Source organism: uncultured Kordia sp. (assembly GCF_947489565.1).
Classification (GTDB): Bacteria; Bacteroidota; Bacteroidia; order Flavobacteriales; family Flavobacteriaceae; genus Kordia.
This window is the reverse complement of sequence record NZ_CANLEA010000005.1, coordinates 59983-85422: the sequence shown is the minus strand read 5'-3', so window position 1 is coordinate 85422 and position 25440 is coordinate 59983. Positions and strand designations below refer to the sequence as shown.

Genomic DNA, 25440 nt, shown 5'->3' with positions numbered 1-25440 from the left:
GTTTCATAAACAACAGATTATTTCGTCCAAAAACAAGTCTAAAAGCATCGCACGTCTAACAGACGAAGCCGGTACTAACAATCTAAAAGCAAAGCGCATCTAAAGATTTTCCTTCCTCACATCTTTAGAATCGTACGCTACATAGACTAACTTTGGAATTCCGTCAATATCTTCTTCCAGCCATCTTCCGGTAACGACTCCAATATCTTTCCATTGATATACCATATTGATCAAGCCGTTCATATAACCACCTTCTGCATGATATCCAATAAATCCAGTATCAGCAGTATGTAGCCAAGCCAAACGATTTGCATAAATATTACGCTTGGTATCCGGTAAAATACTTGGATCTTTTAGTTTTTCAAAACTTGCAGCTGGCAATACAAATACGGGTAAATTTGCTGCCCACCATGATGGCACAGGATATTGTTCTTCTACATATACTGCCTGACAACTTCCTGCATCCGATTGCCACGGAATTCCCATCCATTTGGTCATATCTCCTGGTGTAACTTTCCAAAACCAACTGTCTTTGCTTCCAGGTAGCATTGAATTACGAACATCATCTGAAGTCATTGAAAAACCAAAGTTATTATAGAATATTTGTGATTGTTCTTCTTCTGAAGCTGCATTTAATCGTACTTCGCGCAAACCATACGCTCCAATTCGGTAGTCAGCATTATCAATAATTAACTTATGCGTTTCTTTATTTTCAGCATACAATTGATTGTGACGCATTGGCCAAGTCAATTCTACTCCTGGATGGAATCCACCTCCATATAAAGTCTCTAAAACTGCTCTCGTCATAAGCAACGGCTTACGCGATTGATCGCTGGCAGATTCAATGAATTTTTCCTGATAAAATTTACCCATCTCATCCATATTCTTAAAATGAAAGCTTTCTGGCGTATAGAAATTTCCGTCTCGCCATTGTCTCAATTGTTCATAAATCATTGGTGGAATGGCAAACCATTGTGCTGGACTTCCAGGATAATCAATAGCATCACCTGGATAATATGGTAGTTTTAATTCTTCGGTTCCGCTTCCGCGATTGACCAAATCTGTTTTGTTTTTACTTGGAATGATAGGTTCATTCGACATATTATATGCAGGATTACGGAACATATTAAAAATGCGTTCACGTACGGCATCTGCTTCTGCTTTTGGTTCTTTTTGGTAGAGATATTTGAATTGATCCTTCGCGATAAGTTCATCAATCGTTTCCTTGAACGATGGCGCTAAAAAGTCACCTAAGTTTACCCATTGCATTCTGTACAAACGATACATCATTGGAAAAACCGTTGCCAATTCTGGTTGATGATACTCGTTAGCTGCTCCCGTAATGAGATCAAACATTGTAGAAAGTGGTTGAATTTGTGGCGCGTAATCTGGCGGAGCCGAAGCAACCCAAGCAGCAGATTGTGCATCATCTAATCTAAATACTTCTTTCGTATCTTTTTTTCGGATGGTTGCTGTAACACGTCCATCACAAATATCATCATACCAGTTAGAATTATCTGCGAAATCTGTATTTAAGTCGGATGGATTTAATGCAGCAGAAATTCCGTCTGCTCCATAAAATATCATCGTTCCATCGTCATCGTATTCTACAGTTCCTAAATTTACATCTTTAGCCTCTACATTCATGAGTTTTGCCAACATGCTCACACCATCTTTTGAAAATCTTGACGAAGGAAATTGTCCTCTAATTTCTGTACGTTTTTCTCCTTCGTGGACACGCACAGTTCCCGGATGATTTACCAAGTCTCTACGATAATTATAACCGTCTGGCACGCGCAATCCTTGATCTAATACGTTTGGGTTTCTGTATTCTGCACTGATGCCTGGTGCCAATTTGTCTTTTGCAAAGTTTGGTGATAAGTTTTGATGATCTTCAATCATCACCGATAAATCTAAACTGTTGTTGAAGTCGTACCAAAAAGGTTTTTTATTGGCTACTTCTACAAACCATTCGATTTCGTATTCGCTTGTATTAATTTGTTGCGTTGGATTTCCGCGTTCATCACATTCGTAAATGTAGAAACGTTGTGCTTGTTTCTTTAAACGACCATCTGCAGTTAGGTAGTTTTGTTCGGTTTCATATAAGTTTGCCCAAGGAATTTCTGGGCTAAAAATCACATCTTCTTTCCTTGCTGGACCATTACCAAGTCGCGCAATTCCGATAGAAGGATAAATTCTAAATTTTGGATTTGAGTTTGCCATAATATGGTTGATTTTTTAAGTTGTCTAAAGATAAATGGCGTTGTAATTTTATACTAGCGTGTTTTTACGTGATTTTATAAATCTTCAGAAAACACTTAGCATCCTAAACACTTGTAAGTTTTAAGAAAAAAACTCAAAACACACTAATATGTGAAAGAATGACGTTTACATAACTAACGCCAACCATTATGCTTGATTTCTTTTCGCATACAACTAGAATTTGTATTTACTTAAGTGTACTTTTCATTGCTTTATCATCTTGTGAAAAAAGTAAAAGTGAAGAATTGAAACTATTAGATTCATTTATAGAAACTAATTATGCTTTCAATAAGATTGTATTGAATAAACAGAAGGCTGCTTATTTTAAACAACAGAAAGAATTTCCAGAAATTAATATGGAACTACCTAACAATCTAGAGTCGTCATACAAAACATTGATCTCCAAGATTGATGATGCACTAACTTCAAAAGAATCAAATATTGATTCGCTTGCCCTAGAATACAATCAATTTCTTGTGACAGTTAAAAATCTTCTTGCGAAATATTACTATAAGAAACTAGAACAGTATACCACAACGGCAAATAATTTAAGTTTTAGCAATGAATACCGTTTAAAATCGATGAAAAATTGCCTTATACTTTCAATGAGGTATATATATGAATCTTTTCAAGGGAATTTAGTTCCAGGTTTTGGCTGTGGTTTTCGTCGTGTCCGCATTAATGCTGATGTTAACCAACAAGAAAGTCTAGCAAAAATCACACTGATTTCTAATTATATTATCCCTATAAAAGGTGAAGAAAATATTAAAATAAATAAAATTGTTTTGAATAATGTTGATCAAAAAATGAAATATAATATTTCTGAAATTCATGATTTTACAGACATTCTACTAGATTCTTTAAAGTCTGGCAACTATCAAATTGAAGGAAGTGTTCAATTTTTTGATAGAAATGGAAAAATAGACATTCCATTCCGTGAAACATTTGAAATTAACTAATTTAACAAAGCGAAGCTATGCAATCTATCTACAAATTGGTACTACCAGTTATCATATTACTTTTTAGCTTTTCATCTTGTCAAAAAGATACTTCGGAAGAATTAAAAAAGATAAATCTATTTCTAAATGAAAATTTTGAAACAAATGCTAACATCTTAAAATATCAACAAGAAGAATATCTTATAAAGATTCAAGAAAGACCGCGTACACGTATTAAAAAACTCGATAGTATTAATGAAACTTATACACAGCTTGTGTCAAAAATAAATACTGCTATTTTTGCTGAAAATTCTGAAATTAAATCTTTACAAACAGGATACAATCAATTGCTAAATGAAATTGAAAATTTTGTGAAAGCGGAACAAGCTTACACTGTTAATCGCTCTTTGAATACGAACACAGAATTACATCTTACTCCTAAATATCATTTAAATCTAATGCGAAATAACCTTGTCATTGCCATGAGTTATGCGCTTGAACATTCTAATAAACCTGCAAGCATTCGAAATGATATCAAATCGTTGAAACATATTGATACAAAAGTGACAACAAACGATCATCGTGCTATAGTCACATTATCATCACCAATTGCGAAAACTGCAGATCAAAATAGACATATAGTCATACATAAAATTCTTAGGAATGATGTAGATACAAAAGCAAAATATACCGTTATTGATAATTATTCTTTTGCTACAATTGCGCTTGATTCTCTAAAACATGGCAACTATTTCATAGAAGGAAAACTTCAATTCCTTGAAGATGGAAAAGAATTAATGATGCCATTTTCAAAAAAGTTTCACATAAAATAAAAGACTCTTATAAATCAGAACCTTTTTGATTTACAATACCATAAACCAAATGGATGATAAATGATAAAAAGATTATCATAAATAACACCCAAATTGGAGCATACAAAAGAAGCAGTATCAAACCTATCACGATAACAATGAAGAGTAAGTAATACGGAAGTACTTTTTTTAAAAACAATTTTGATTTCATATATAATATGTATGAAAAATTAAGCAAAAGTTACAAATCAACAAAACAGTATTCTCTGTAACTAAACAAACTTACACTTTTATCCTATTCCTTAAAATTTTATTAATTATTTGCATATAATTGATATATCAACTATTATTGTATCAAATATAATTTAATGGAATTAAAATCACCTTCAGAAACTATCTTTTACACTATAGAATCGACCATAAAGGAATATCGTAAATCTTCACAGAAAAATTTGTCTAGTTTGGTGAACGATGTGACTATTGATCAAGCGATGATTTTAGCATTTTTAGATAAATATCCTGATAAGACACAGAAAGAAATTGCGGCAATGGCCTTTAAAGACAATGCTTCCATGACACGTATGTTGGATTTGATGGAGAAGAAAAGTTATATCAAACGATCGATCAACGAAGAAAACAGAAGGCGATATAAAATTGAAATTACCGAAAAAGGAATACAAGTTTTAAAGACTTTAGCACCTATAATTATCACAAATAGAGAAAATGCACTTCATGGAATATCGGAAGAGGAAATTATTCAATTGGAACAAATATTATTAAAAGTTAGAACGAATTGTACTGCATAAAAGCGTCATTCATCAATCATCAAATCAATACAAAAAATGAAACAGTTTAAATTATCAATCCTTACATGCTTCCTCTTGTTGTGCTCTACTTCTTTGGTACGTTCGCAAAGTGAAACGAAGCTCAGTAAAGCGCAAATTACCAACGCGATAGAATCCATTGGAAATATTTTAGATTCCAATTATGTATTTCCAGAAGTCGCCAAAAAAATGACTTCTCTTATGAAAGCGAATCTTAAAAAAGGTGCATACAATGCTATGAGCGATCCACAAGCTTTGGCTTCTACATTGACCAAGGATTTACAGTCCATCAGTCATGACAAACATTTGCGTGTAATGTATAATCCGGAACAAATTGCAGCACAAGAACGTGTGGTTACGCCAGAAGATAGCATTGCATATGTAGAAAATCGTGTGAATCAAATGAAGTTTCAAAATTTTGGTTTCAAAGAAGTCAAAATCCTCGATGGAAATATTGGTTATTTAGATTTACGCGCTTTTATGGATACGCGTTATGCGAGTGAAACTGCGGTTGCTGCCATGAATTTCTTAAGTAGTGCGGATGTAATTATTGTTGATCTTCGTAACAACGGCGGCGGATCGCCAAGCATGATTCAATTGATTACGAGTTATTTATATCCTTCTGGACGCATTCATCTGAATAACTTTTACAATCGCCCTGCCGATTCACGCACACAAACTTGGACCTTGCCACATGTACCTGGTAATCGAAATCCAAATGCAAAAGTGTTTGTATTAACAAGCAGCAGTACATTTTCGGCTGCGGAAGAGTTCTCGTATAACTTGAAGCATTTAGAACGAGCTACGTTGATTGGAGAAACTACAGGCGGCGGCGCACATCCTGGCGGAACCATCAATGCTACTGAAGGTTTTATGGTATGGACGCCAACGGGAAGAGCTATCAATCCGATTACAAACACTAATTGGGAAGGAACTGGTGTTGTTCCGCATATTAAAGTTCCTGCAAACGAAGCCTTGGAAGTTGCAGAAATGCAAGCCTTGGAATATTTGGTAAAAAAGACAGATGACGAACAATTAAAGTACCGATATAATTGGGCATTGACTAGCAAGAAAGCGATGAAAAATCCGATGTCTGTTAAAAAATCAATCTTAAAAACCTATGTAGGAACCTACGATGAACGTAAAGTAACGATGGAAAATGGCACCTTATATTACCAAAGAGCTAATCGTGGAAAATATAAACTCGTTCCTATCAAAGAAAACGAATTTATGGTAGGCGACCTTTCCTTCTTTAGAGTCCGATTTATCAAAGAAAACAATAAAATAACTGCCATTCAAGGTGTCTATGATACTGGCAGAACCGACAAAAACTTAAAGACCAACTAAATCCTAACTAACCCAATTTTAATTTACTAGTTGAAAAGAGAATCTTATTGTGAGATTCTCTTTTTTTTTTGATTACAATATAAAATTTTCAGTTCGAGCATTATCGTAGATACCGAGCGTAGCTCATGGAAACAATTTGAAATCAAAGGCATCTCGACTGCGCTCGATGTGACACTTGGTATGACTTTAGGTTTATTTTGAATTCATAGTGGTATATAATTATACGAAACCTCATTGCGTATTTGTAATCTTTATCTTATTTTTAGAAAACTAATCTAAAACTACCATCATGAAGAATAACAGGCGTATTACTTTAGATCCTGATTTTTTAAGCAAACATAAATTATCAACTGCGCCACCGCCGCCAGATTCATTATTTTGGGAACTCTGGGAAAACAGTAAATCAATTGCAGAAGAAGCATTAAATACAGCATTTATACAAGGAATTCACACAGGAACTTTAGATCCTACGACCTACGGAGGTTTCAATGTCAGTGATGCCTATTATTGTTTTCACGGTGCAAAAGATTATGCAATAGCAGCTTCTAAAGCTGCAGATCATCCTGTATTACAAGCCTTTTTAGAGAAAAAGCAACATAGTTACGAATCATACAATGCAACATTCCCTAAAATTTGGCATGTAAAAGATGCAGATGGCATTGTTCCTACGCAAACGTGCAAAGAATATTCAGCATACGAATCTAGTGTTACAAATGAACAAGATCCAATTTACACTTTAATTGTCATGTTGCCTTGCGAATATTTATGGGCATGGTTGGGACAGCAATTATCACCTCCAAAAGCAGGAAACTTATATGCTTCATGGATTACAGGAAACGACGATCCCAGCGGTGCGTATGCCATGGGGAATTTTATCAATGCCTACGAAAAAATATATCCAATAAAGAGAGCCTTAGCCAATGAAATATACAAGCAAGCGATGACTTTTGAGTATTTGAATTTTGAGACGGCTTAGAGATCGTTTTTAGTTTGGAAATTTAGATTTTTTGAAAGCTTTACGGGAAACCTCGTTATGAATAGTAATTTTTATAGAAGTCAATTCTGTTATTCCTTAGGCTAGCACAAGTTTACAATTTGTGCTCACAACCAAACAAAAAATAAATTTACAAATTAGTTACGGCGCGAGTTACAAACTCGCGCTAACCATTGGTTATATATTTAGTAGAAAAAATAAAAACCAGCGCTAATACCAGTTTATAGCTTGTGCTAACAACCAACCAAAAAACAATAAATTCTTGACAAAATAACCATCTTCAAAATCTGCAACAGCGCGAGTTAAAAACTCGCGCTAACCATTTTTTTGATGATTAAAACGATTCTGACGATGATGTAGATTAAAATAGATTAGATTCTATATTGTACTTCAATAAATTCTGTGTAAAAGCTTAGAATGACAAAAACTCCTAAACAACTAAACTAATAAACTCGTAAACTATTAAACGAATAAACACAAAACTCCTTTTAACACATCTTTATAAATCTCAAAGTATGCTAAAATAAAATTAAACGTTTATATTTGACAAACGATTATTTAGGAATGCAATTCAAACACCCAGAAGTACTTTACGCCTTATTATTACTCCTCATTCCTATTCTAGTTCACTTATTTCAACTACGAAGATTTGAGAAGACAGCTTTTACGAATGTAAAGTTTCTTCAAAATGTGATTTTACAAACTCGAAAAAGTTCGCAATTAAAGAAATGGCTGATTCTATGCACGCGATTGTTAGCAATTGCAGGATTGGTGTTCGCCTTTGCGCAACCGTATTTTGCGAATCGTGATATTGTAAAAACGGAAAAGGAAACGGTGATTTATCTTGATAATTCGTTTAGCATGCAAAGTAAAGGTGAAAAAGGTGATTTGCTAAAACGTGCGGTTCAAGAACTTTTGAATACTGTTCCCGAAGATGAAGAAGTTTCTATTTTTACGAATACAGAAACGTTCAAGAATACCACGATTAAGAGTATTCGAAATGATTTATTGCGATTGGAATATTCACATAACCAAGAAGCCGTTCCTGCGGTATTGTTAAAAGGTCGCAAGTTGTTTTCGAAGCAACAGAATTCGGTAAAAAACCTGATTCTGATCTCAGATTTTCAACAAAACGAACAAATTTCGGTTCAAACAGATAGTACTTTCACAACGAATTATATTCAACTGAAACCTGCGAATGCCAATAATATTGCGCTCGACAGTCTATACATTGCGGAACAAGACGCAAATTCTGTAAAGATTTCGGTTGTCCTAAAAAATTCAGGCGTTCCTGTGCAAGATGTCCCCGTTTCTTTATACGATGGCGGAAGTTTGATTGCAAAATCATCCGTGAATGTAAATGCACAGAAAAGTTCGGAAGTTAGCTTCTCGATTCCTTCCAATAAAGTGATTCAAGGTGAAATTCGTATCGATGACAATGCACTGCAATTCGATAATAATTTGTTTTTCAACATCAATTCACCAGAGAAAATTAATGTACTTGCCATCAACGAAACCGATGATGAGTTCTTAAAGAAATTATACACTGAAGACGAATTCAACTTGATTTCAACTCCTTTGAATCAGCTGAATTATAACGATATTGCCACACAACAATTGATTGTCCTGAATGAACTGAAAACCATTCCGAATCCGTTGTTGACAGCTCTGAGAAGTTTCAAACAAAATGGAGGTTCACTCGTGATTATTCCCACAAAGGAAAGCAATCTTGCAAGCTATAATCAACTTACAAAGGCAAATGGTTTTAGCTTTTTTCAAGAAGTAAAAGACGTGCAAGAAAAGAAAATTACCAAAATCAACTTTTCGCATCCGTTGTTTACAAATGTATTTGAGAAAGAAGTGACTAATTTTCAATATCCAAAAGTGAATCACTACTTCGGAATTGTCAGTACAGCCGCTATTTTACGATTTGAAAATAATCTGCCGTTTTTGTTAGAAAATAACGAAACGTATGTGTTTACGGCAGCAATCAATAATGAAAATTCGAACTTTAAAAATTCGCCGCTCATTGTTCCAATTCTCTATAATATTGGGAAAAATAGTTTGCGATTAACGAATTTATATTACACACTTGGACGCGAAAACACCTTTGATGTGCAGACGTCATTAGGACAAGATGCCGTACTAACTGTTGCCAATGCTGATGATGAGTTTATTCCGCTACAGCGAACGACCAATAACAAAGTTCGTTTGACAACAGACGAGTTTCCATCAAAAGCTGGCATTTATAGCGTTAAAAATCAAAATACTGAATTACAGCAGATTAGCTATAATTTTGATCGAAAAGAAAGTACTTTACAATACCACAATATTGCCAATTTATTTCCTAAAAATACGCACACAACCGTCGCACAGTTTTTTGAAGATTTAAAAAATGAACAGTCCGTAGCTTCGCTTTGGAAATGGTTTATTATTTTTGCGCTAGTATTTTTAGGTATTGAAATTTTGATTTTAAAATTCGTTAAATGAACCTCATCATAAAATCCGCCACTATCATTGATGCAGCGAGTGAACATCATCTCGCAACAAAAGATATTTTGATAGAAAACGGAGTGATTACGCAGATTGCCACTTCCATTGAAAATTCGAACAATTACGACACTATTTCACAAGAAAACTTGCATGTTTCGCAAGGTTGGTTTGATAGTAGTGTGAGCTTGGGTGAACCTGGATTTGAAGAACGCGAGACGATTGAAAATGGTTTGAAAACAGCTGCAAAGAGTGGTTTTACAGCCATTGCGGTGAATCCGAATGCAAATCCGATTGCCGATACGAAAGCAGATATTGCTTTTTTAAAGACACAAGCTTTTGGAAATGCCGTCAACCTCTATCCTATTGGCGCGTTGACGAATGAAAGCAAAAGTGTAGATCTAGCCGAATTGTTTGATATGAAAAATGCTGGAGCAATTGCGTTTGGCGATTATCAACAAGCGATTAAGAATCCGAACTTATTAAAGATTGCATTGCTTTATGCAGATAATTTTGATGGTTTGGTATTGTCTTTTCCGCAAGAAAATAAAATTGTTGGGAAAGGAATTGTCAACGAAGGACCAAATAGTACGCGATTGGGCTTAAAAGGAATTCCTTCCTTGGCAGAAGAATTGCATATTGTACGCGATTTGTTTTTGTTAGAATATACCAAAGGAAAACTACATATTCCAACGATTTCTACTGCAAAATCGGTTCAATTAGTTCGTGAAGCCAAAGCAAAAGGCTTGAACGTAAGTTGTGCTGTGGCGATTCATAATTTGATCATGACGGATGACGAATTGGAAACTTTTGACACACAATATAAAGTATTGCCACCATTGCGTACCGAAAACGATCGCAAGGCTTTGATTGAAGGTTTACAGGATGGAACCATTGATATGGTCACTTCCGATCACAATCCGATTGATATAGAACATAAAAAAGTAGAATTTGACAATGCTATGTACGGAACCATTGGTTTGGAAAGTGCTTTTGGAGCCTTGCAAACTATTTTTGATACCGAAACAAGCATACAACTCATGACTTCAGGAAAAGAACGATTTGGCATTGAAACTGCTACAATTGCTGTGGGACAACAAGCAAATCTGTCACTTTTCAATCCTGAAGGAACCTATACATTTACCAAAGAACACATTCACAGTAGCTCTCAGAACAGTGCTTTTTTAGGCAAAGAATTGAAAGGAACTGTATATGGAATCATTCATAACCAACAAAAAGTAGTTTCGTAATGGATTCAAAAACCATAGAAGAAGGAAGACAAACAGCCATTATTTCGTATCTATTGACGATCGGATTGCTCATTGCATTTGTCATGAATATGGAACCGAAGAACAAATATGCTGCTATGCACATTCGTCAATCTTTAGGCTTAAATATTTTATTCTATTGCATTGCATTTCTTACGGGTTATTTCACGGGTTGGATGGTTGCAACTCCTTTTTATGTCTTTTTTATTGTCCTTTGGGCATTTGGACTTACCAATGCTATACAACGCGAATACGAACCAATTCCGCTTGTAGGCAATTATTTTCAAGATTGGTTTAAATCTATTTAATATTACTACCATGGATACTAAAAAATTATCATTACATCACTTAATAAGAACTCCAAAAGACGCAACTGAAAATGCGCCAGTCATCATTTTATTACACGGTTATGGAAGTAATGAAGAAGATTTATTTTCGTTTGCTGCAGAATTACCAGAACATTTATTTGTAGTATCGGCACGTGCGCCAAGAGATTTACAACCGTATGGATATTCGTGGTATGATATTCATTATACAGCAACCGAAAAAATAAGCAACGATGAACATGCCATTGAATCGCGAGATTTAGTCGCTACGTTTATTGATGAAGTAGTTGCTAATTATCCTGTAGATGCAAACAATGTGAGTTTGTTAGGATTCAGTCAAGGAACTATTTTGAGTTACTCGGTAGCATTTACGTATCCAGAAAAAGTTAAAAATGTAGTGGCGCTGAGTGGTTATTTGAATCATAAAATCTTTGAAGTAAGTGATGATAAAAGCTACGATCATTTAAACTTTTACTGTTCACACGGAAGTGTAGATCAAGTGATTCCTGTAGAAGCAGCACGTGAAATTACACCTTTTATGGAATTGAATAATTTAAATCATGTATACGAAGAATATCCTGTGGGACATGGAGTAGCTCCACAAAACTTCTATTCGTTTAAAGCTTGGTTGGAGAAGTTAATTTGATATGTATGATCATATCGATATTTCTGAATCTATCAGAAAACAATACTTAGTGTACATTCGAAAGAGAACCTTTTCAAATATATTAAATATTATATCCGAAAGTACTCTATTCATATTTAGTTTTATTTTCCCGCTTTTTCTTTGCTTTATTTTAATAAAGAATAATATCAAAGCGCAAGAATCTTTTTTGCTTCCTTTACTATTCTTTTTATTGTATCTTCCTTTTTCACTTCTGAGTATGAATACATATTTCTTCCCAGACAGATTGAAAAAAATTCGTGGATCTCATACGAGTATCAATAAAAAAATTAGTGAAGAAATTAGTGATGAATTGAATTGGGAATTGCATAAAAAAAGCACTAAAATAATCATCGCAAAAGAGTCTAAAACCTGGAATCATTACGGAAGACAATTTGTAATCATTTTTGATCAAAATAATGTATTCATAAAATGTATCACATTCAGTAAATACAGTATGCAGTCGCCTTTTCACTGGTATGGAAATTGGAAAAACGAAAAACGATTTAAAAAGTTATTTTTAAACAAATTAGCAAAAAACTAGTCCATTTTCATAAAAAATAGACTAGTTATACTATCAAACTACTATAAAGGATCTACTTTCAGTACATTCTTTATCATTGATGGTTTATAAATTACAAGTTTTCCATCATCCTGAATTGCTAAGTATGAGCCTTTATTGCCATACGTTCCTGTAGTCCATATTGGATTTCTACCTCCGTTGAGCACAACAAAATTTCCATCGTGTTGCATTACGCACTTATCTCCATTCTTTTTATCAGTTCTTGTACTCCATTTTTCTTTACCATTATCGTAAAATACAAGGTTTCCGTCATCTAATAACTCAAGTTTATATCTACTATTATTTGACATAAGTCTTTCTCCTTTGTTTAGTACTCCGTTTGAAAATAATCTACTTCTATTTGACATAATCTAAATTTTAAATTGGTTGTTCCTACTCTATATATAGCTTTTCGGATTTCGCTAGCAGAAAGCTTTTGAGACGTCTTTTTATTGCTTTTACAGTGTAAATGTACCTGTCAATGGACTTGATAAATGAATTATTTCGCAAGTGCAGGAAAATAGGTAATGAACGATTGAAAACTAGAAATGAAATAAATTTTGACTTTGAGTTTAGGGTAAAAAAGAAAAGAGATTGCTTTTGTATACAATCTCTATCCATAACCTAAAATAAAAATGTGGATCACATGTCGCTAAAAATGTAGTTTGTTTATCTATCACTTAATTACACTACAAATGTTGAAATTTTATGAGTTGATACTGATAAAAATTCCTTGAGTGTTCTCAATTTAGGTACAAGCGTAACAATCAAGCATAGGTATCAATATGTCTCGTCATGAAATAGCGTTACACTAGATTTGAAAACAAGATATGTAAAGCGAACTCGGAAAGATTATTCACTGTCTTTTAAACTTCAAGTAGGCCAAGAGATTGAGAAAAGAGAGCTCATACGCACGCATTATTTAAGAATGTTATCAATCTGGTTATACCATTATAGATTGGTTAACTTTGATTGGCATAATCAAGCTTCTAATTAAGCTTAAATCATGTTTAATATATATTTCTTACTTTTATAAAACATATTTTCTTAAAAAATAACATCTATTTATATTGTTAAAAAATGAAAGAATTACTTAATGACCTTGTAGTTTACTTTTGTGAATTATTTGGATGCCCAGAAGGCTATGAAAATAGTATTCTTTTCGGTATTACTTTACTTTTTATTTTATTTTTTATTATTTCTTATATATGCAAAGGGATATTAAAATTAGTTAAGTGGAGAAATAAACGATTACTTAACAAAAACTTAAAGCCTTATTTCACTCCGTTAGATGTTGAAAAATATACTAAATATTATATAACTCAATATTATCAAGGGACTTCACCTGCTAATGAAGAGGAACCAAATCCAAGGCATATTAGTATTCCTAGACAAAAAATAATAACCCTTTTTACAAATGAAGTTTTTAAACAAAAGTCTGCAAATAAATATTTTATAGTGCTTGCTGGTGCTGGAATGGGAAAAACTGCATTTATGATTAATTTATATTTGAAACACCTTAATGGTTTTAAAAATCCATTTACCAAACAAAAATTAGCCATTAAACTATTTCCTTTAGGAGCTAAAGATATCCTTAAAAAAGTTGAATTAGTTCCTGATAAGAATAATACTATTTTACTTCTTGATGCACTTGATGAAGATACCGAAGCATTAAAAGATTATGAAAAAAGAATATCTACTATTCTAAACATATGCAATGAATTTAACATTATCGTTATTACTTGTAGAACTCAATTTTTTTCTAGTGCGCTAGAAGAACCATATGAAACAGGAAAATTTTCTTACGGTGAAAATGGTCAATACTATTTTAAAAAGATTTATCTATCACCATTCAATTATATAGACATAAAAAAATACATTAATAAAAGATTCAAATATTATGAATTGAATAAAAAGAAAGAGGCAAAAAAAGTAATCAAAAAATCAGAAAGCTTATTAGTAAGACCTATGCTTCTATCTCATATAGAAGATTTAATAAAATTTTCTGCTGATAAACTAACAACACTGGAGATATATAATATTCTTGTTGATAAATGGCTAGAAAGAGAAGCAAAAAAACCTGGCATACAAGCTAAGTTTGGTTCTTATGAGAATTATAAAAAATTGTTAAAAAAATTTTCAATACAACTATCCAAAAAAATGTATCTAGATAAAGATGAAAAAAAAGGTCTTTTTATACATCATTCCTCAGATTTTAAAGTCAAAGGATTTAGTTTTTCTGAGTTAGAAAAAGAGTTTTTTGACAACAAAAGCAGTTACATCAAAAGTAAGTCACTTTTAAATAGAGATTCAACTGGAAATTATAAATTCTCACATAAATCCATTTTTGAATATTTCTTTGCGTTAAATTTAATAAATAATCCAAAACTTATTTTAAACGTTGATTATAAGTCTTTTGATATGACAAAGTTATTTTTATTAGACCTTTTTAAGTCAAACGTTAATGAATACTATCATGATGAGTTTGTAATTTTCTTAATTGTATATAATTCTCTGCATATCTCTGCACAACACTCAAGCAAAAATGATAATATACTTATTTTAGAATACAAAAAAGATAGTACTATTACATTACCTCTTCAATTTAGTGGTAATCGTTGTGTCATATACTGTAATTCTTTTAATATAATTTACTGCATTGATGAGGCTTTCCAATTTTTCAAAGATTCAAGTTTTCACTATAAAAAACTTTTTTTTTATGAAAAATTAAAATCACTAGGAATACATGATGAAGATTTTTTATACCTCGATAAATACTTTCGAAGAAATATGAAAAGAGAAATTCTCATAAGAACTCACTTTCTTGAAACAAAAACGTTTAAGCATATTTCTCTCGCTAAAGAAGTTATAAAATGTTTACCAGAGTTTAAGCTTTTTTTAGATCAGATTACACAACTTGAGTCACAGTTTCCACATATTCTCTTTATTTATTAAAATAGTTTTTTATTCAAAAATTTTGTGGTAGTTAACTATTTGTTATACTTCGGATACAACACTTCCGTAATCAATTCAAAAGTAAGTTCTTTGGTTGTACCATTTACTTCATAGCGCAACACCATTTCTCCCCAAAAATCACCATCTGTAAAACTGCATAAAACCCATTTATGGTTGATGACTTTTACTTTGTCTACAGACATAAATCTTCCGCCTGTACCATCAAAAGGAACTAAAGGATTGTTTGCTGAAGCTGAATTTTGATCGTAAATAGCATCCGTAATTATTTGCACAAGACTCTCTGTATCTACACCTGTACCTTCAAAATATTCTTTGGCTTCTCCATTATTTTCTAAAGAAAAATAGCGTAGATCTAAATTTTCATTATACAGCATATTGGTGGTATCTTTATAAGCAGTTATATCTTTTTCGTAAGTTTCCACCTTTCCGCGCAAGTCTTCTATTTTAGTATTTTGCTGCGCATACATTTTGTTCATACTCACATATTGATAAACGGCTAGTAAAATCAAAAAAATGACTGCATATAATAAGATTCTCTTTTTCATGTAATATTAATTTTTTAAATCGTGATTGTTAGGGTATCGTACGCCAAAAATACATTTTCTGGCAATTCTTTGGAAACTTCGGCATGAAAACCTAGCAAATGACTAATATGTGTTAAATATGCGCGCTTTGGCTGAATTTCCTCAATAAAATCTAAAGCTTCTTGCAATGAAAAATGCGATATATGTTCCTGAATTCGCAATGCATTGACTACTAGCACTTTTAAACCTTTCAATTTATCTTTTTCTGCTTGTTCCATTGTTTTTACATCTGTCAAATAAGCAAAATCGTTAAAGCGATAGCCAAAAACTTGTAATTTATAATGTAACGCATTAATAGGTGTTATTCGTACACCTTCCAACTCAAAAGAATGATTATTTTTTACTTCATGCTGAATTATGCCTGGCGCGCCTGGATATTTATTTTCTGTAGCAAAAATATAATCAAATCGTCGTGCCAATTCTCCAAACACACGTTTGTGTGCGTATGCGTGAATATCGCCTTGTCGGAAATAAAAAGGTCGTATATCGTCTAATCCTGCGGTATGATCGGCATGTTCATGTGTAAACAAAATTCCATCAATATGTCGGCAATTGGCGCGTAACATTTGTTGACGAAAATCGGGTCCACAATCAATTACATACGTAGCATTTTCCCAAGAAATCAAAATGGACACGCGCAAACGTTTATCACGCGAATCATCACTCAAACACACAGGATGATCACTTCCTATAATTGGAATGCCTTGAGAAGTTCCTGTTCCTAAAAAAGTTACTTGCATGGTAAACGTTGATAATTTGTTAAAAATTAGACAGTTTTGAATAGATGTCTATGTATTTTATCGATCATTCTTCAAATTTAACTGATTATTTAACAAAAAACCTCAAATATTTAGTTCAAAAAAAATAATGAATGTTTATTTTTGTAATAAACAAATTCATCAACGCATGGCTATTGTCTACAAAGGTGACAAGGTAATAGAGAACGTACCTTCCATCAAAGCGAAAGCATTACGAATTAATTTAAACAATCAAATCTACGGAACATTTGCAGAAATTGGTGCTGGGCAAGAGACTGTCCGTCATTTCTTTAGGTCTGGTGGTGCTTCTGGTACAATTGCAAAAGCAATGAGTGCGTATGATAAAGATTTTAGTGACGCTATTTACGGCGTTGAAAACGATCGGCGTTATGTGACAGAAGCTCGTTTGAAAAAGATGTTATCGCATGAAATGTCGCTAATAGAAGCGCGTATTTCTCGTGAGAAACATCCTGACAAAATGTTTTTCAGCTTCGCAAACACCGTAGCTACGATCGATTTCGCTAAGAAATACAAAGGCCACGGATGGATGGGAATTAAGTACCAAATTGATCCATCGCAAGAATATAACGAAATCGTTTTACATGTACGTTTTCAAGAGAACGATGCCAAGCTACAGCAAGAAACACTAGGAACTATGGGTGTAAACCTTATTCATGGTGCTTTTTACAAGTATGACAATCCGAAGCATTTATTAAAGAGTTTATACGATCATATTGATAAAGATAAAATTGAAATCGATACGATTAACTTTTCGGGACCTCAATTTGAAGAAGTTGATAACCGATTGATGAGTTTACAACTGCTTAAAAATAATATGACGGAAGCCGTAATCTTTGGCCCTGATGGAAACAATATTCTTCCTGCGCGTTTGTTATACAAAAAGAATGTATTGGCGCTTCGTGGAAGTTTTCGTCCTGTAACCAAGGTGAATATGGACATGTTCCAAAAGTCGTACGATATTTTTATTCGCGAAAATAAAGTAGAAGAAGAAAAAACAGTGGTGCTGTTTGAAATTACACTTTCCAATCTGCGTGCAGAAGGTGAAATTGACGAACAAGATTTCATGGACAGAGCACAATTACTCGGTTCACTTGGACAAACGGTGATGATTTCGAACTTTAAAGAATACTATCGCTTGGTTGATTACTTCTCTAACTATACGAAAGAACGTATGGCGTTGACCATGGGCGTAAATAACTTAGTAGATATCTTTGATGAAAAATACTATCGTCACGTGAGCGGAGGAATTCTAGAAGCATTTGGAAAACTATTCTACAAAGACTTAAAAGTATACTTATATCCAATGAAGCGTAAGGAAACTGGTGAATTGGTGAATAGTAACAACTTAAAAGTTCATCCACGTATGAAAGAATTGTACAAGTTCTTTAAGTACAACGGAAAAGTGGTTGATATTTTTGATTTTGATAATAAAATTCTTGATATTTTCTCTCGAAAAGTATTAAAAATGATTGCTGACAATGAAGAAGGCTGGGAAGAAATGTTACCAGACGGTGTTGCAGAAATCATTAAAGAGAAAAACTTGTTTGGGTATCTACAACAAAACGAACTGATAGAAAATAAATAATATATCATAAAGCTCCTTTTTTAGGAGCTTTTTTTATGTTTAAAATTTATCTTATTTATTACTGCTTAATAAGTCTTCTAATAACTATTTTTTCTTGTAGTGTTTGAATTTTCAACACATAAACACCTTTTTTTAGATGAGAAATGGCTACACTTGATTCTTGTTGTACGTTTTGAGTAAAGAGTAATTTCCCTTCTATTGAATACACAGCTACTTGTGCGAGTTGTTCTTTGCTATCAAAATAGATTTCTTTTGAAGCTGGATTTGGATAAATAACAAAATTATTATCTGTTAAAATATCTTCAACGCTTAATACAGGCTTAAACTCATATAAACGGACATGACCTGAGTCTTCAGCATTTTCATCGTTACTCACACCTGATATTGCTAAAAAAGTACCATCATCATTTAAACTCACTACATATCCAAATAAATCATCTGTTCCTTCTCCATTAATATCTGTTCCAATTTGTGTCCAAGTATTATTTTCGATTACATATACACGAACCAAACCAGATTCTAATACATCACTTCCATCTGCTTTAGCAACACCAACAGCTACAACAGTTCCATCATCATTTAAGCTAACAGAGTATCCAAATAAATCTCCTGCACTGTCTCCTGTAAGATTGTTTCCTAATTGTGTCCAAACCTGATTTATGTATTTATAGATATATACTTTTCCTGCGTTAGAACCTGTTTCATCATTAAGTCTGGCTCCAATAGCTAAGGTAGTTCCATCATTATTTAGACTTACTGCCCAGCCAAATTGGTCTTGAGGATTTTCTCCTTGAAGATCACTTCCAATTTGCGTCCAAGTATCATTTGAATATTGAAAAACACGCACATGTCCAGTATTGGAGCCATTGTCATCATTAAATGGTGCTGCAATAGCAACAATACCTCCATCTGAGCTTAGGCTTAATCTTCTCCCAAAACTATCAAAATTACCAACTCCATCAATATCATTTCCTACCTGTGTCCATGTATCATTTACATATTGATACATACGTACATGGCCGTTATCTGGACCACTTCCATCATTATAATTTGCTCCAATTGCAAGTATTTGACCATCTTGGCTGAGTCCTAAAGCAGATCCGCATCGGTCACCGCTTCCTTCTCCCAAAATATCGTTTCCTAGTTGCGTCCAATTCCCATTGATATATCCAAATACTTTTACTTTCCCTGCATTTTGTCCTCCGTCACTATTTCCTGTAGCACTAACCGCAATAATACTTCCGTCTGAATTTATAGCAACAGAATTTCCCATAAAATTATAAGAGTTTTCACCATCAATATCATTTCCGATTTGAGTCCAAGTAGCATTTGTTTTCTCATACACGCGAACATGTCCAGCTTGTTCTCCGTTTCCAAAATGTCGAATAGCTCCAACAACAACAACATTACCATCAGCACTTAGTGCCATGGACCAGCCAAAATTATCATTTATAGCTTCGCCGTTAATATCATCTCCAATTTGCTGAAAATCAAATTCTTCATCTTGTGCTTGCAATAGAAACACATTGAGTAATAGCAATAGTTTTAGAATAAGTAGGTTCAATTTCATAATTTGGTTTAATAGTAATATTGATCATGACATACGTCATCATCAACAATAAATGTTACATGAAAATTTATGAGGGAAAGGTTTGTTTTGAAAATTAACTATTTTTTTAGTGATTACAAACGAATTGATTGAAAAATAGTAGCATATTTGATAAAAAACAGACTTTGCTAAATGCAAAGCCTATTCGTATACCTTAGAACATCACTTCGAGTGATTTTTAATAGAAAATTGTGTCTAAAAGTACTTTGAAAGCATCGCGTTTCACAGTAGTTCTCTACACAACGAATCACAGATTCGCCACTCGAACGGACGATTAATGTATTGTAGTGATCTCGATCTGACAAATACAATATCAAATTGACAAATTATCAAATTGAAATATCATCAAATTATTCTACCAACGCCAATATCTGCGCAGCGTGATCTTTCGTTTTTACTTTGTCAATCACATGATCCACAACGCCTTCTCCATTTACTAAGAATGTTTTACGGTGGATTCCATCATAGATTTTCCCCATAAATTTCTTTTCGCCCCAAACACCAAAAGCTTCAATCACTTCTTTGTTTTCGTCGGCTAATAACGGAAAAGGAAACTCGTATTTATTCTTAAAATTTGTTTGTCTTTTTTCTGAATCGGCACTTACACCCAACAACTCAAAACCTTTGCTTTGCAATTCGGCATAATTGTCTCTTAAATTACAAGCTTCTACAGTACAACCAGGTGTACTTGCTTTTGGATAAAAGAAAACCACCAATTTTTTTCCTGCATAATCTGATAACGAAACAGCGTTTCCATCTTGATCATTTACTGTAAAATCAGGGACTTTATCTCCGCTTTTTAATGTATTCATAGCTTATGTTTTTATATTCCTTATTTTTACACAAAAATACTCATAAATGACGAAACAAGAAAAGGTTCAGTTTGTAATTGACACTTTAGAAGCATTCTATCCAGAAATTCCTATTCCGCTCGATCATAAAGATCCATATACCTTATTAATTGCCGTTTTAATGTCTGCTCAAAGTACGGATGTGCGCGTAAATCAAATCACGCCATTATTGTTTGAAAGAGCTGATAATCCGTACGATATGATCAAACTTTCGGTGGAAGAAATACGAGAAATCATCAAACCTGTTGGATTATCACCAATGAAATCGAAAGGAATTCACGGTTTATCACATATCTTAATAGATAAGCATAACGGAGAAGTTCCTAAAACCTTAGAAGAATTGGAAGAATTGCCTGCTGTTGGTCACAAAACGGCTAGTGTTGTTATAAGTCAAGCCTTTGGTATTCCAGCATTTCCAGTAGATACGCACATTCACAGATTGATGTATCGTTGGAATTTAAGCAACGGAAAAAATGTGGTTCAAACAGAAAGAGATGCCAAACGATTGTTTCCAAAAGAAATATGGAACGATTTACATTTACAAATAATATGGTACGGTAGAGAATATTCTCCTGCGCGTGGTTGGGATTTAGATAAAGATATCATTACCAAAACCATTGGTAGAAAAACGGTAATAAATGACTATTTAAAAGCGAAAAAGACTCGCAGCTAACGAGTCTTTTTTCCAAAGTTTAGTTGAGAAGCGTTTCAAACTTCATCCTTTTGTAATTAATAACACTTAAAGCTTTCGAATAGTTCAATAAGAAATTGATTGTTTCCTTTTTTGGAAGCATTTTTTTCATTTCAGGTGAACTCTTAGTGTAATTTTTTGCCATACGTCGGTGTTTATATTTAGAACAACAACGCATTATTTTATTTTTTATTGTATTAGTTTGTTAAAACTATGTTATGTTTTTCAATCACTTTTCGCAAATTGATTAACGCATAGCGCATTCTTCCCAAAGCAGTATTAATACTCACGCCTGTTTTCTCCGAAATTTCTTTGAAACTCAAGTCTTGATACATACGCATTAGCAATACTTCTTTCTGGTCTGCTGGCAATTCATCTACCAAACGACGTACATCATTTTCTACCTGCGTTTTGATAATTCTATTTTCCGCATTTAAGTTGGTATCGCTCAATACTGAGAAAATATTAAAATCACCATTGTTGTCATACTTTGGCATTCTATTATTTTTTCTAAAGTGATCAATGACCAAATTATGCGAAATACGCATTACCCAAGGCAAAAATTTTCCCTCTTCATTATAATTTCCTTTTTTCAACGTTCTAATAACCTTGATAAAAGTGTCTTGAAAAATGTCTTCTGTGATATCTCTATCTAATACTTTAGAGTATATAAAGCTATATATACGCTGTTTATGACGCTCTATTAACACGCCTAAAGCGCATTCGTCGCCTTTGATGTAATTAGATACCAATACTGAATCTTGCAGGATCTGTCCCATAACACTTACTTTTTTACATAATAATTATCGAGGCTGATAATATTTCCGAATTTTTAAAAAAGTATTTTTATGCTATACGCAGATTTTTTTTGTAGAATTTGATTAATGATTCTCAAATATAACAACATTCGTTAAAAAAATGCAAATAAATTCCAATATTTTAACATTTTCAATGAATTTATTGCGCTGAAGCTGTCATATATGTAACATTTTTTGCATAAAAAGCAAAATTTTTAAAAAGAGGCTTTAGTATAAAATCATTTTATTTCAAGGTGTAAAAGCAGTATCTTTGCAATTATTTTTTTTCCAATGACACAAGATCTCGCTACTGTAAATCCAAAAGAAAATATCATCATTAAAGGTGCAAAACTGCACAACCTTAAAAATATTGACGTGGTTATTCCGCGAAATAAATTGGTTGTGATTACCGGACTTTCAGGTTCTGGGAAATCTAGTTTGGCTTTTGACACCTTGTATGCTGAAGGTCAACGACGTTATGTAGAAAGTTTATCTTCGTATGCGCGACAGTTTTTGGGACGTTTACACAAGCCAAAAGTAGATTATATCAAAGGAATTGCACCTGCGATTGCCATTGAGCAAAAGGTAAACTCTACCAATCCACGTTCATCTGTGGGAACAACGACCGAGATTTATGATTATTTGAAGTTATTGTATGCGCGTATTGGAAAAACCTACTCTCCTATTTCGGGTGAAGAAGTAAAAAAGCATACCGTAACCGATGTTCTTAACTATGTAAAGACGTTTGAAGAACGTAGCAAGTTGCTATTATTAGCGCCTGTAACGATTCCTGAAGATCGCAGTGCGTTTCATACTATTAAAGTTTTGGCGCAGCAAGGATATGCCAGAATTAAAAAGAATGACGAAATTTTACGTATCGATGAAATCAACGAAGATTTTACAGAAGCATTCTCTTTGGTGATTGATCGTATTGTGGTTTCGCATGACGAAGATTTTTACAATCGTTTAGGAGACGCGATACAAACCGCGTTCTTTGAAGGAAAAGGCGAATGTTATATTGAAACGGTTAGCGATAAGAAAACAGTGCATTTCAGCAATAAGTTTGAGCTAGATGGCATGAAATTTCTCGAACCAAATATTCACTTGTTCAGCTTTAACAATCCATACGGCGCATGTCCAAAATGTGAAGGATATGGTGATGTGATTGGAATTGATGCAGATTTAGTCATTCCAAATACGGGGCTTTCCGTGTACGAAAATGCTATTTTCCCATGGCGTGGAGAAAGTATGAGTTGGTACAGAGACCAATTGGTTAACAATGCATATCATTTTGATTTTCCTATTCATAAACCTTGGTTTGAATTGACAGACGCACAAAAGAAACTTGTTTGGGACGGGAATTCTTATTTTGAAGGATTGCATCAGTTTTTTGCATTCTTGGAAGAGAAAAGTTATAAAATTCAAAATCGTGTGATGCTTTCACGTTACCGTGGAAAAACAAAATGTTCGGTTTGTGATGGGAAACGTTTGCGTCCAGAAACAAATCATGTGAAAATTGGCGGAAAAACGATTACGGATTTAGTCGTGTTGCCTTTGAAAGAGTTGGTTTCGTTTTTTGAGCAATTGCAATTGAGCGAACACGATGAACAAATTGCCACACGTTTATTAAAAGAAATAAAAAACCGTTTGCAGTTCTTAACCAATGTCGGATTGGATTATTTGACACTGAATCGTAAATCGAATTCGCTTTCTGGAGGAGAATCGCAACGTATCAACTTGGCAACTTCGTTAGGAAGTAGTTTGGTAGGTTCTATGTATATTTTGGATGAACCGAGTATTGGACTGCATCCGAAAGACAGCGAACGCTTGATTGAAGTATTACTATCATTGCGCGATTTAGGAAATACGGTAATTGTGGTAGAACATGACGAAGATATTATGCATGCAGCCGATGAAATCATTGATATTGGTCCAGAAGCAGGAACACACGGTGGAAATGTAGTTGCTTATGGAAACTATGAAACGATCTTAAAAGCAGATTCGCTTACCGCGAAATACCTCAACAAATCAATGAAAATTGAAGTTCCTCAAAAACGTAGAACTTCCAATCAGTATATTGAAATCATTGGTGCACGTGAGAATAATTTAAAGAATATTGACGTCACTTTTCCGTTAAACATGCTTACAGTCGTGACTGGAGTTTCTGGAAGCGGAAAAAGTTCGTTGGTCAAAAAGATACTATATCCTTCTATGTTGAAAGAAACTGGCGGTTATGGTGAAAAACCAGGTCAGTTTACCAAATTAGGAGGAAAATACAGTACCGTGAAACATATTGAATTCGTTGATCAGAATCCAATTGGACGTTCTTCGCGTTCCAATCCGGTAACCTATATCAAAGCATACGATGATATTAGAGCTTTGTATGCAAGTCAGAAATTGTCAAACATACGTGGTTATAAAACCAAGCACTTTTCTTTTAATGTGGATGGAGGACGTTGCGAAACCTGTAAAGGTGAAGGACAAGTGACCATAGAAATGCAGTTTATGGCAGATGTGCATTTGGAATGTGAAACTTGTGGCGGAAAACGCTTTAAGAAAGAAGTGTTGGAAGTAGCCTATGAAGGAAAGAATATCGATGATATTTTAACGATGACGATTGACGATGCCATGGATTTCTTTACAAAACATGAGCAGAAGAAGATCTATCGCAAGCTAAAACCCTTACAAGATGTTGGTTTGGGATATGTAACTTTAGGACAAAGTTCTTCTACCCTTTCTGGTGGAGAAGCACAACGTATCAAACTAGCATCGTTCTTAGTAAAAGGAAACACTAAAGAAAAAGCGCTGTTTATTTTTGATGAACCTACTACAGGTTTGCATTTTCATGATATTAAAAAGTTGCTGACTTCTTTTGATGCGTTGATTGAAAAAGGACATTCTATTATTGTGGTAGAACATAATATTGAACTCATTAAATGTGCCGATCATATCATTGATTTAGGTCCCGAAGGTGGAAAAAATGGTGGAACACTGATTGCTTCAGGCACTCCAGAAGAAATTGCAAAAAACAAAGCATCGTTTACAGGAAAGTATTTGAAGGAGAAATTGTAACGTTTTCAG

At 33.6% G+C, this 25440-nt stretch carries 21 protein-coding genes; 14 read left to right on the top strand and 7 right to left on the bottom strand.

What is annotated here, in order from left to right; translation table 11 throughout:
* Positions 1 to 99: 99 nt before the first annotated feature.
* Positions 100 to 2223, bottom strand: coding sequence for a LodA/GoxA family CTQ-dependent oxidase (locus tag Q0845_RS08075; protein ID WP_298511566.1), 2124 nt, complete (start codon positions 2221 to 2223; stop codon positions 100 to 102).
* 188 nt (positions 2224 to 2411) lie between these two features.
* Here Q0845_RS08075 and Q0845_RS08070 point away from each other — a divergent pair, with 188 nt between their 5' ends.
* The 10 genes from Q0845_RS08070 (at position 2412) to Q0845_RS08025 (ending at position 12469) form a co-directional block, all read left to right on the top strand.
* Complete coding sequence (locus Q0845_RS08070) at positions 2412 to 3221, top strand: hypothetical protein (protein ID WP_298511564.1); 810 nt, start codon at positions 2412 to 2414, stop codon at positions 3219 to 3221.
* Positions 3222 to 3238: 17 nt separating this feature from the next.
* Entirely contained in the window at positions 3239 to 4033 is a 795-nt protein-coding gene (locus tag Q0845_RS08065) for a hypothetical protein (RefSeq protein WP_298511562.1), read from the top strand.
* 347 nt (positions 4034 to 4380) lie between these two features.
* Positions 4381 to 4818: a MarR family winged helix-turn-helix transcriptional regulator gene (locus Q0845_RS08060; RefSeq protein WP_298511561.1), complete on the top strand. Its 438-nt coding sequence runs from the start codon at positions 4381 to 4383 to the stop codon at positions 4816 to 4818.
* A gap of 36 nt (positions 4819 to 4854) precedes the next feature.
* Positions 4855 to 6183: a S41 family peptidase gene (locus Q0845_RS08055; protein ID WP_298511559.1), complete on the top strand. Its 1329-nt coding sequence runs from the start codon at positions 4855 to 4857 to the stop codon at positions 6181 to 6183.
* Positions 6184 to 6472: 289 nt separating this feature from the next.
* Positions 6473 to 7159: a hypothetical protein gene (locus Q0845_RS08050; RefSeq protein ID WP_298511557.1), complete on the top strand. Its 687-nt coding sequence runs from the start codon at positions 6473 to 6475 to the stop codon at positions 7157 to 7159.
* A gap of 561 nt (positions 7160 to 7720) precedes the next feature.
* Positions 7721 to 9667: a BatA and WFA domain-containing protein gene (locus tag Q0845_RS08045; protein WP_298511555.1), complete on the top strand. Its 1947-nt coding sequence runs from the start codon at positions 7721 to 7723 to the stop codon at positions 9665 to 9667.
* Positions 9664 to 10917 carry a dihydroorotase family protein gene (locus Q0845_RS08040; RefSeq protein ID WP_298511553.1) on the top strand — a complete coding sequence of 418 codons (1254 nt, stop codon included), beginning with the start codon at positions 9664 to 9666 and terminating at the stop codon, positions 10915 to 10917. The genes Q0845_RS08045 and Q0845_RS08040 overlap by 4 nt, the downstream gene beginning before the upstream one ends.
* Positions 10917 to 11243, top strand: coding sequence for a hypothetical protein (locus Q0845_RS08035; RefSeq protein ID WP_298511551.1), 327 nt, complete (start codon positions 10917 to 10919; stop codon positions 11241 to 11243). The genes Q0845_RS08040 and Q0845_RS08035 overlap by 1 nt, the downstream gene beginning before the upstream one ends.
* A 10-nt stretch (positions 11244 to 11253) precedes the next feature.
* Positions 11254 to 11907: an alpha/beta hydrolase-fold protein gene (locus Q0845_RS08030; RefSeq protein ID WP_298511549.1), complete on the top strand. Its 654-nt coding sequence runs from the start codon at positions 11254 to 11256 to the stop codon at positions 11905 to 11907.
* Positions 11908 to 12145: 238 nt separating this feature from the next.
* Complete coding sequence (locus Q0845_RS08025; RefSeq protein WP_298511547.1) at positions 12146 to 12469, top strand: hypothetical protein; 324 nt, start codon at positions 12146 to 12148, stop codon at positions 12467 to 12469.
* A gap of 41 nt (positions 12470 to 12510) precedes the next feature.
* Here Q0845_RS08025 and Q0845_RS08020 read toward each other — a convergent pair whose 3' ends face one another.
* A complete protein-coding gene (locus tag Q0845_RS08020; RefSeq protein WP_298511545.1) occupies positions 12511 to 12855 on the bottom strand; it encodes a hypothetical protein in 345 nt (114 codons plus the stop codon).
* A gap of 712 nt (positions 12856 to 13567) precedes the next feature.
* Between Q0845_RS08020 and Q0845_RS08015 the strand changes: the two genes are divergently transcribed.
* Complete coding sequence (locus Q0845_RS08015; RefSeq protein ID WP_298511543.1) at positions 13568 to 15442, top strand: hypothetical protein; 1875 nt, start codon at positions 13568 to 13570, stop codon at positions 15440 to 15442.
* A 35-nt stretch (positions 15443 to 15477) separates the two neighbouring features.
* Here Q0845_RS08015 and Q0845_RS08010 read toward each other — a convergent pair whose 3' ends face one another.
* Together Q0845_RS08010 and Q0845_RS08005 are read right to left on the bottom strand one after the other, a co-directional pair.
* Positions 15478 to 16008, bottom strand: a complete 531-nt coding sequence (locus Q0845_RS08010) for a hypothetical protein (protein ID WP_298511541.1) — start codon at positions 16006 to 16008, stop codon at positions 15478 to 15480.
* Between the two features lie 14 nt (positions 16009 to 16022).
* Positions 16023 to 16787, bottom strand: a complete 765-nt coding sequence (locus Q0845_RS08005; RefSeq protein ID WP_298511539.1) for an MBL fold metallo-hydrolase — start codon at positions 16785 to 16787, stop codon at positions 16023 to 16025.
* Between the two features lie 166 nt (positions 16788 to 16953).
* Between Q0845_RS08005 and Q0845_RS08000 the strand changes: the two genes are divergently transcribed.
* Positions 16954 to 18411 carry a TonB-dependent receptor gene (locus Q0845_RS08000; RefSeq protein ID WP_298511537.1) on the top strand — a complete coding sequence of 486 codons (1458 nt, stop codon included), beginning with the start codon at positions 16954 to 16956 and terminating at the stop codon, positions 18409 to 18411.
* A 58-nt stretch (positions 18412 to 18469) separates the two neighbouring features.
* On the opposite strand, the gene Q0845_RS07995 is transcribed toward Q0845_RS08000, so the two are convergent.
* Both Q0845_RS07995 and bcp read right to left on the bottom strand, forming a co-directional pair.
* Entirely contained in the window at positions 18470 to 19981 is a 1512-nt protein-coding gene (locus Q0845_RS07995; protein ID WP_298511535.1) for a T9SS type A sorting domain-containing protein, read from the bottom strand.
* 389 nt (positions 19982 to 20370) lie between these two features.
* Positions 20371 to 20832: a thioredoxin-dependent thiol peroxidase gene (gene bcp, locus Q0845_RS07990; protein WP_298511533.1), complete on the bottom strand. Its 462-nt coding sequence runs from the start codon at positions 20830 to 20832 to the stop codon at positions 20371 to 20373.
* 46 nt (positions 20833 to 20878) lie between these two features.
* On the opposite strand from bcp, the gene nth reads away from it, so the two are divergent.
* Positions 20879 to 21544: an endonuclease III gene (gene nth, locus Q0845_RS07985; protein WP_298511530.1), complete on the top strand. Its 666-nt coding sequence runs from the start codon at positions 20879 to 20881 to the stop codon at positions 21542 to 21544.
* A gap of 215 nt (positions 21545 to 21759) precedes the next feature.
* Here nth and Q0845_RS07980 read toward each other — a convergent pair whose 3' ends face one another.
* A complete protein-coding gene (locus tag Q0845_RS07980; RefSeq protein ID WP_298511528.1) occupies positions 21760 to 22341 on the bottom strand; it encodes a sigma-70 family RNA polymerase sigma factor in 582 nt (193 codons plus the stop codon).
* 309 nt (positions 22342 to 22650) lie between these two features.
* Here Q0845_RS07980 and uvrA point away from each other — a divergent pair, with 309 nt between their 5' ends.
* Complete coding sequence (gene uvrA / locus Q0845_RS07975) at positions 22651 to 25431, top strand: excinuclease ABC subunit UvrA (protein WP_298511526.1); 2781 nt, start codon at positions 22651 to 22653, stop codon at positions 25429 to 25431.
* Positions 25432 to 25440: the final 9 nt, after the last annotated feature.